This is a genomic window from Actinokineospora spheciospongiae, from assembly GCF_000564855.1.
Lineage (GTDB): Bacteria > Actinomycetota > Actinomycetes > Mycobacteriales > Pseudonocardiaceae > Actinokineospora > Actinokineospora spheciospongiae.
Genome location: NZ_AYXG01000056.1, coordinates 46,471 through 54,561 on the forward strand (window position 1 = coordinate 46,471; position 8,091 = coordinate 54,561).

An 8,091-nucleotide genomic window follows, 5' to 3' on the forward strand; every position below is an offset into this window, starting at 1 on the left:
CGGTGGCAAACTGGCCCCATGACCGACGCCGACACCACCAACGACCCCCACCTCTGGCTCGAGGACGTCACCGGCGAGCAGGCCCTGGCCTGGGTGCGGGAGCGCAACGCCGAAGCCGTCGCCGCGCTGACCGGCGGCGAGCGGTTCGAGACGACCAGGCGCCGGCTGCGCGAGGTCCTCGACGCCGACGACCGGATCGCCTACCCCCGCCGCCGCGGGGAGCACCTCTACAACTTCTGGCAGGACGCGGCGCACCCGCGCGGGCTGTGGCGGCGGACCACCCTGGAGGAGTACCGCGGCGGCGACCCGGAGTGGACGGTGCTGCTGGACGTGGACGCGCTCGCCGAGGCCGAGGGCGAGAACTGGGTGTGGGCGGGCGCAGCGGTGCTGCGGCCCGACTTCCGGCTGGCACTGGTGGAGCTGTCGCGCGGCGGGGCGGACGCGGCGGTGGTCCGCGAGTTCGACGTCGAGGCGCGCGAGTTCGTCGCCGACGGGTTCACCCTGCCCGAGGCCAAGTCCCGGGTGGGCTGGATCGACGCGGACACCGTGTACGTCGGCACCGACTTCGGCGACGGCTCGATGACCGCCAGCGGGTACCCCCGGGTCATCAAGTCCTGGCGGCGCGGCACCCCGCTGGAGGAGGCGGAGACCGTCTTCGAGGGCAAGCCGGACGACGTCAGCGCCTTCGCCTACCACGACAGCACCCCCGGCTTCGAACGCGACTTCGTCGGCAGGCACCCGGACTTCTTCAGCAGCGAGGAGTTCCTGCGCGCCCCGGACGGCACGCTGACCAGGATCGACGTGCCGGACGACGCGAGCACCGACGTGCACCGACAGTGGCTGCTCGTGTCGCTGCGCTCGGACTGGGAGGTCAACGGCACGACCTACCCGACCGGCGCCCTGCTCGCGGCCGACTTCGACGCCTACCTCGCGGGCTCCCGCGAGCTGACCGTGCTGTTCGAGCCGGACGCGCGCACCTCGCTCAGCGGGTACGCCTGGACCCGCAACCACCTGATCCTCAACGAGTTGTCCGACGTCAAGACCAGGCTGGAGGTGCTCACCCCCGGCGCGGACGGCTGGGCGCGCGAGTCCCTGCCCGGGGCGCCGGAGCTGGGTTCGGCCGACGTGCTGGACACCGACCCGGACAACTCCGACGAGTACCTGCTCAACGTCAGCGGCTACCTCCAGCCGTCCACGCTGATGCGCGGCGAGATCGGCGGGGAGGTCGAGGTGCTGCGGCGCGCCCCGGCGTTCTTCGACACCGACGGCCTCACCGTCGAGCAGCACTTCGCCACCTCGGACGACGGGACGAAGGTCCCGTACTTCGTGGTGCGCGGTGAGCAGCCCGGCGGACCCACGCTGCTCTACGGCTACGGCGGTTTCGAGGTCTCGCTGACCCCCGGCTACTCCGGCGGCCTGGGCCGGGCCTGGCTGGAGCAGGGCGGCACCTACGTGGTGGCCAACATCCGGGGCGGCGGTGAGTACGGGCCCGCCTGGCACCGGGCCGCGCTGCGGGAGAACCGGCCGCGCGCCTACGAGGACATGGCGGCGGTGGCGAAGGACCTGGTCGCCCGCGGCATCACCACCCCGGACCGGCTGGGCATGCAGGGCGGCAGCAACGGTGGCCTGCTCGCGGGTGTGATGCTGACCCGCTACCCGGAGCTGTTCGGCGCGATCGTCAGCCAGGTGCCGCTGCTCGACCTGCGCCGCTACCACCTGCTGCTGGCGGGCGCGTCCTGGATGGCGGAGTGGGGCGACCCGGACGACCCCGCCGACTGGGCCTACCTGCAGGGCTACTCGCCCTACCACAACGTCCACAGTGGAATGAAGTACCCGCCGGTGTTCTTCGTGACCTCGACCCGCGACGACCGGGTGCACCCCGGGCACGCTCGCAAGATGGCCGCGCGGATGCGGGAACTGGGCTTCGAGCCGAAGTACTACGAGAACATCGAGGGCGGCCACGGCGCGGCGGCCGACAACGCGCAGCGCGCCTTCATGTCCGCGATCGTCTACGAGTTCCTGCTGCGGACGTTGGCGCCGGAAGGGGGTGTCGGTGCCGCTGGGTAGTGTCTGAGCGGTGATGGCGCTGCACTGCCTCGCCACAGACGCGGGCGACGTGGCGCTGTGGGCCGAGGACTCCGAACTGCCCGCACGACGGCCCGGCCGGGCCTCCCGGACCGCGGACGCCCACCCGTTCGCCGTGCCCGCGGAGGAGCTGGCCAAGCGGCTCGGCTTCGCCTTGGCCGCCGGGGTGGTCCGCGCCGCCCCGGCGACCGAAGCCGCGGAAGCCACCCGGGGTGCCGGGGGGCTTCCGGCGGCTGGTGGGTCCGGCCGGGCCGCCGGGGTGGTCTCGGCGGCTGACGGTCTCGGTGGCACCGGCGGTTCGGGGCCCGAGTCGCGCGAGGCTGTCGGCGGCGAGCCGGGTACTGGGGCACGCGGGATCGCCGGGGGCGAGCCGGGGAACGAGTCACCCGGGGTTGCGAGGGACGAGCCGGAGGCTGGGTCCTCCGGGACTGTCGGAAACGGTCCCGGGAACGGCCCACCTGGCGCTGACGGGGGCACGTCGGAGGCCCGGACATCCGGAGCCGTCAGCGGCGAGCCGGAAGCCGGGACACCCCGGACCGTCGAAGACGGCCACGGGAACGAGCCACCTGGCGCTGACGGGGACACGTCGGGAGACGAGCCACCCGGAGTCGTCGGCGGCAAGCCGGGTGCCGGGACATTAGGAGCTGTCGGAGACGGTCCGGGGAACGGATCGCCCGGAGCTGGCAGAGGCGAGTCGGGGGGTGGGGCATCGGCGGCTGTTGAGGGTGAGCCGGAGGGTGAGTCGTCCGGGGATGTCAGCCGTGAGTCGGGAGATGGATCATCCGGAGTTGCTGCGGGTGGGCGGCGCGGGGCTGTTGGGGACGGGTCGGCGTCGGGGGAGGTCGGAGCTTTCGCGACTTCCCTTGTGCCCGGGGCATCCGCAGTGGCCGGGGATGCCCCGGGGGCTGGGGCACCTCGAACCGGTGGGCGGGCACCGGGAGCCGAGGGAGTCCGGGCGGTCGAGGCGGCTGCGGCGGTCGCGCTGACCGGGATCAAGCCGGGGGCCGGTGTCGGTGGGCCGGGGGCCGGTGTCCGTGGGCTGGCGTCCGTGGGCCGTGCGGCGGGGGCCGGTGTCGGTGGGCCGGTTGCGGTGGCGCGGGTGGTGCGGGTGTTGTTGCCGTCCCATCCGTCGGCGCCGGTGGCTTCGCCGGAGTTGGTGCGGCATCCGTTGGGTGCGGGGGCCGCGCCCCGGGGGGCGGTGCGGTTGGCGCCGTGGTTGGTGCCCGCGTTGGTGGTGCCCGCGGCGGTGGCGGCGGGGGCGTTGGACGGGGAGGACGTGCGGCCGGGTGCGGCGGTGCGGTTCCTCGGGCGGGTCGCCGCGCTGGCGGAGGACCTGGTGTCCCGGGGGCGGGTGCTGCCCGCCATCGCCGCTGAGGGGGCGGGGCCCGCGGCGCGGTGGCGGCCCGCGTTGTCGGGGGCGGACTCGGCTCGGTACGCGCGGCTGGGTGAGGCGTTGCCGCCCGCGTTGCGGGCCGAGCAGGTCGATCCGGGGCTGCTGGAGGGGCGGATCGGGGAGGAGGTGTTGCGCGGCCTGCTCGACGGGATGGTCGACGCGATGGTGCGGGCCCGGTTGGTGGGGGTGCGGTTGGCGCCGAACGGGCGCTTCGCCGCCGCCGACGAGGCGGCCGGGGCGTTGCTGCGCGGGCTCGTCGGGGACCCGTCGCTGGTCGCGGCGCCGGAGCGGGTGCGGCGGCTGACCGGGGTGTTGGGCACGTGGGCGGCGGGCGCCGAGCACAACGGGCCGGTGCGGGCGTGTTTCCGGTTGCGCCCGCCCGAGGACACCGAGGAACACTGGCGGCTGGAGTTCCTGCTCCAGGCCGCCGACGACCCGAGCGTGCTGGTGCCCGCCGCGCGGATCTGGCACGGCGATCGGGGCGGGGTGCTGCGCCGGTGGGTGGCCCGCCCGCAGGAGGTGCTGCTCACCGACCTGGGCCGCGCGGCCCGGGTGCTGCCCGCGCTCGACGCCGCGTTGCGGGAGCGGCACCCGGTGGGGCTGGACCTCGACACCGCGGGCGCCCACGACTTCCTGACCCGGGCGGCGGCGCTGGACCAGGCGGGGTTCGGTGTGCTGGTGCCGACGTGGTGGAAGCCGTCCTCCGGGGTCGGCCTCAAGCTGACCACGACCAGCCGGGGCACCGCGGGCGCGGTGAGCCGCACCAGCGTGCTGGGCCGCGACGAGCTGGTGGACTACCGGTGGGACGTGGCGCTGGGCGAGCTGACGTTGACCGAGGAGGAGTTGCGCGAGCTGGCCGAGGCGAAGGTGCCGCTGGTCAAGGTGCGCGGCCAGTGGGCGCAGGTCGACCGCCGCAGGCTCGCCGCGGGGCTGGCGTTCCTGGAGAGGGCGGGCTCCGGGCGGATGTCGGTGGGCGAGGTGCTGGAGGTGGCCGGGCTGCCCGCCGACGACGAGACCTTCGGGGTGCCGGTGGTCGGGATCGGCGGCAGCGGCTGGGTGTCGGACCTGCTGGCCGGGCGGGTGGAGAACGCGCTGGAGCCGCTCGACCCGCCGCCCGGGTTCGGGGCGGTGCTGCGGCCGTACCAGCGGCGCGGGCTGGCGTGGCTGGCGTTCCTGGACGGCCTCGGGCTGGGTGCCTGCCTGGCCGACGACATGGGCCTGGGCAAGACCGTGCAGCTATTGGCCCTGGAAGCGCTCAAGCGCCACGGCGAGCGGCGGCCGCCGACCCTGTTGATCTGCCCCATGTCGTTGGTGGGGACCTGGTTGCGCGAGGCCCAGCGGTTCACCCCGGACCTGCGCGTGCACGTCCACCACGGCGCCGACCGGGCCACCGGCGAGGACCTGGCCGGGGCACTGGGAGGCGCCGACCTGGTGATCACCACCTACGCCCTGGCGACCAGGGACGCCGCCGAGTTGGCCGAGCTGACCTGGGACCGGATCGTGCTCGACGAGGCGCAGAACATCAAGAACAGCGCCGCCCGGCAGTCGCAGGCGGTGCGGGGGCTGCCCGCGCGGCACCGGGTCGCGCTGACCGGCACGCCGGTGGAGAACCGGCTCGCGGAGCTGTGGTCGGTGATGGACTTCGCCAACCCGGGTCTGCTCGGGCCGCTGAGCAGGTTCCGCGCCCGGTACGCGGTGCCGGTGGAGCGGCACGGCGACGAGGACGCCGCCGCCCGGCTGCGGCGGATCACCCGGCCGTTCGTGCTGCGCCGGGTGAAGACCGATCCGGCCGTGATCGACGACCTGCCGGACAAGCTGGAGATGAAGCAGCTCTGCACGCTCACCGCGGAGCAGGCCTCGCTCTACCGGGCCGTGGTCGACGACATGCTGGAGAAGGTCGCCGAGAGCGACGGGATTCAGCGCAAGGGTCTGGTGCTGGCCACCATGACCAAGCTCAAGCAGGTTTGCAACCACCCGGCGCAGTTCCTCGGCGACGGTTCCCGGGTCGCCGGGCGCTCTGGGAAGCTGGCGCGGCTGGAGGAGATCCTGGAGCAGGTGCTCGCCGACGGGGACCGGGCGCTGTGCTTCACCCAGTTCGCCGCGTTCGGCGGGATGCTGGTGCCGCACCTGGCCGCCCGGTTCGACACCGAGATCGCGTTCCTGCACGGCGGCACCCCGAAGAAGCAGCGCGACCGCATGGTGGAGCGCTTCCAATCCGGCGACGGCCCGTCGGTGGTGCTGCTGTCGCTCAAGGCGGGCGGCACCGGGCTGACGCTCACGGCGGCGAACCACGTGGTGCACCTGGACCGGTGGTGGAACCCGGCGGTCGAGGACCAGGCCACCGACCGCGCGTACCGCATCGGGCAGGGGCGGGCGGTGCAGGTGCGCAAGTTCGTCTGCGTGGGCACGCTGGAGGAGCGCGTCGACACCATGATCGAGCAGAAGAAGGCCCTGGCGCAGCTCGTCGTGGGCGCGGGCGAGGGCTGGCTGGGTGACCTGTCGACCGACGAGCTGCGCGAGCTGGTCACCCTGTCGGGGGAGGCCGTCGGTGAGTGACGACGAGTGGTGGCGCGACGCCCCGGCCAAGCCCGTCATCCGGGTCGAGGACGGGGTCCGCGCCCGCAGCCTGCGCGGGGAGATCGCGCGGTCGTGGTGGTCGCGGCGGTTCCTGTCGGTGCTGGAGTCGCTGGGGCTCAGCGGGCGGTTGGACCGGGGCAAGCGCTACGCCCGGCAGGGGCAGGTGCTGAGCCTGTCGCTGTCCAAGAGCATCGTGGTGGGGCAGGTGCAGGGCACCCGGCCGGAGCCCTACCGGGTGCGGATCGTGGCGCGCGCGTTCACCGACGAGCAGTGGGAGCAGGTGGAGCAAGCGCTTGCGGGGCAGGCGGTGTTCCTGGCGAAGCTCCTCGCGGGCGACATGCCCGACGACATCGAGGCCGTCTTCGACGGGGTGGGCCTGCGCCTGTTCCCGGACGACCGGCAGGACCTGTCGATGGACTGCACGTGCCCGGACTGGCAGGTGCCGTGCAAGCACCTCGCCGCCGCCTGCTACCTGCTCGCGGAGTCGTTCGACACCGACCCGTTCGAGATCCTGGCCTGGCGCGGACGGGGCAGGCAGGAACTGCTGGACAACCTGCGCGGGCTGCGCGAGCGCTCCGGACCGGCACCGGCGGAGGAACGCGAACCGCCGTTGTCGGAACTGCTGGAGGAGTTCTGGGGACCGCCCACCACTCCCCCGGCCCCGGTGGCGCAGCCCGCCGTGGCCGCGCCCGACGCATTGCTGGACCAGTTGGACGCGCTGCCGGTGATCGTGCGCGGCAAACCGTTGGTGGAACTGTTGCGCCCGGCGTACCGGGCCATGGTGGAGGAGTCGGAGTGAGTGCACGGCTGGATCGCCGGGTCGCGGCGATCGCCGAGGAACTGGTGCGGCACAAGAAGGTCGTGACACCACTGGACGTGGTGGCGGGCCTGGGCTGGCTCAGCGGCCGGGTGGTGCAGTCCTGGGAGCTGGGGAAGACACCGAGCCTGGACGCGGTCGCGGCGGTACCCGCCGAACGCCTGGCCGAGGCGGCTTCCTGCCTGGCGAAGTGGGCGTCGGACCGGGGTCTTCTCCAGTCCGAGGTGGAATACCTGTCCGGCACGCGCGATCGGCGCGCTTTGCGTTTCACCGCATCGGGTGACGCGGCGGTGGAACGGCTGTTCACGACACAATGGACTGATCCGACCCTGTCGGCGGAGAGGCGGGCCCGGGTCACAGCGCAGAAGGCGCCGGAACTCATGGTCCTGGTGGCGGAGCGGCCGTGGTACTGCTCGCAGTGCCGGGAAACCGGGGAGTTCCACTTCGTCGAGGACGAACTGCCGGTGTGCCTGGACTGCGCGGACTTCGGGCACCTGGTGTTCCTCCCATCGGGGGACGCGGCGCTGACCCGGCGGGCGCGGAAGGGCAGCGGGCTGGCCGCGGTGGTGGCCCGGTGGAACCGGTCGCGGAAGCGGTACGAGCGACGGGGGCTGCTGGTGGAGCGGGCCGCGTTGGAAGCGGCCGAGGCTTCGTGCCTGGTCGACGAGGAGGCGCGCGAGCGGCGGCGGGTGCGTGACCGGGAACGGCGGGCCGTGCAGGACGTGGAGTTCCAGGCCGCGTTCGCCGAGCGGATCGGGGAGTTGTTCCCGGCGTTGGCGGTCGAGCGGGCGCGGGCGATCGCCGAGCACGCGGGAACGCGGAGCAGCGGGCGGGTGGGGCGGTCGGCGGCGGGGCGGGCGCTGGACGAACACGCCGTGACGCTGGCCGTGGTGGCGGCGATCCGGCACGAGGAGACGGAGTACGACTCGATGCTGATGGCAGGGGTGGCCCGGGCGGAGGCGCGGGAGCGGATTCGGGAGGAGATCGACCGGGTGTTGGCGTTGTGGCGGGGCTAGGCTCGGTCGCCTGCCTTCCGGATCGGCCACGGGCGGGGTGTGTGGCGGTTTCGCGACCAGGGCGGGGCTTGCGGGCCGGTCGTTTTGCTGGGGTGTCTGAGTGGACGATGTCCTCAGCAGCGCTCCGGTTCAAGCGCCGGTCGTTTCGGTGGTGTGCCCGGCTGGGTGGATGTGTTTGGCCGGGGCCCCTATGGCGATCATGT

4 protein-coding genes are annotated in these 8,091 nt (G+C 73.7%); all 4 read left to right on the top strand.

Going from position 1 to position 8,091, the window contains the following annotated elements; translation table 11 throughout:
- The first annotated feature begins 18 nt into the window (after positions 1 to 18).
- The 4 genes from UO65_RS07820 (at position 19) to UO65_RS07835 (ending at position 7,888) form a co-directional block, all read left to right on the top strand.
- Positions 19 to 2,067 carry a prolyl oligopeptidase family serine peptidase gene (locus UO65_RS07820; protein ID WP_035280076.1) on the top strand — a complete coding sequence of 683 codons (2,049 nt, stop codon included), beginning with the start codon at positions 19 to 21 and terminating at the stop codon, positions 2,065 to 2,067.
- A gap of 1,174 nt (positions 2,068 to 3,241) precedes the next feature.
- Positions 3,242 to 6,034, top strand: a complete 2,793-nt coding sequence (locus UO65_RS07825; protein WP_233427478.1) for a DEAD/DEAH box helicase — start codon at positions 3,242 to 3,244, stop codon at positions 6,032 to 6,034.
- The gene (locus UO65_RS07830) at positions 6,027 to 6,854 is read left to right on the top strand and encodes an SWIM zinc finger family protein (RefSeq protein ID WP_035280077.1); all 828 of its coding nucleotides are present in this window, start codon (positions 6,027 to 6,029) and stop codon (positions 6,852 to 6,854) included. The genes UO65_RS07825 and UO65_RS07830 overlap by 8 nt, the downstream gene beginning before the upstream one ends.
- Entirely contained in the window at positions 6,851 to 7,888 is a 1,038-nt protein-coding gene (locus UO65_RS07835) for a DUF2293 domain-containing protein (RefSeq protein WP_035280078.1), read from the top strand. Before UO65_RS07830 ends, UO65_RS07835 begins: the two co-directional genes overlap by 4 nt.
- The last annotated feature ends 203 nt before the right edge of the window (positions 7,889 to 8,091 follow it).

Excerpts from the sequence above, each read along its gene's own strand:
- UO65_RS07820 (WP_035280076.1), top strand. The coding sequence starts at position 19 with ATGACCGACGCCGACACCACCAACGACCCCCACCTCTGGCTCGAGGAC.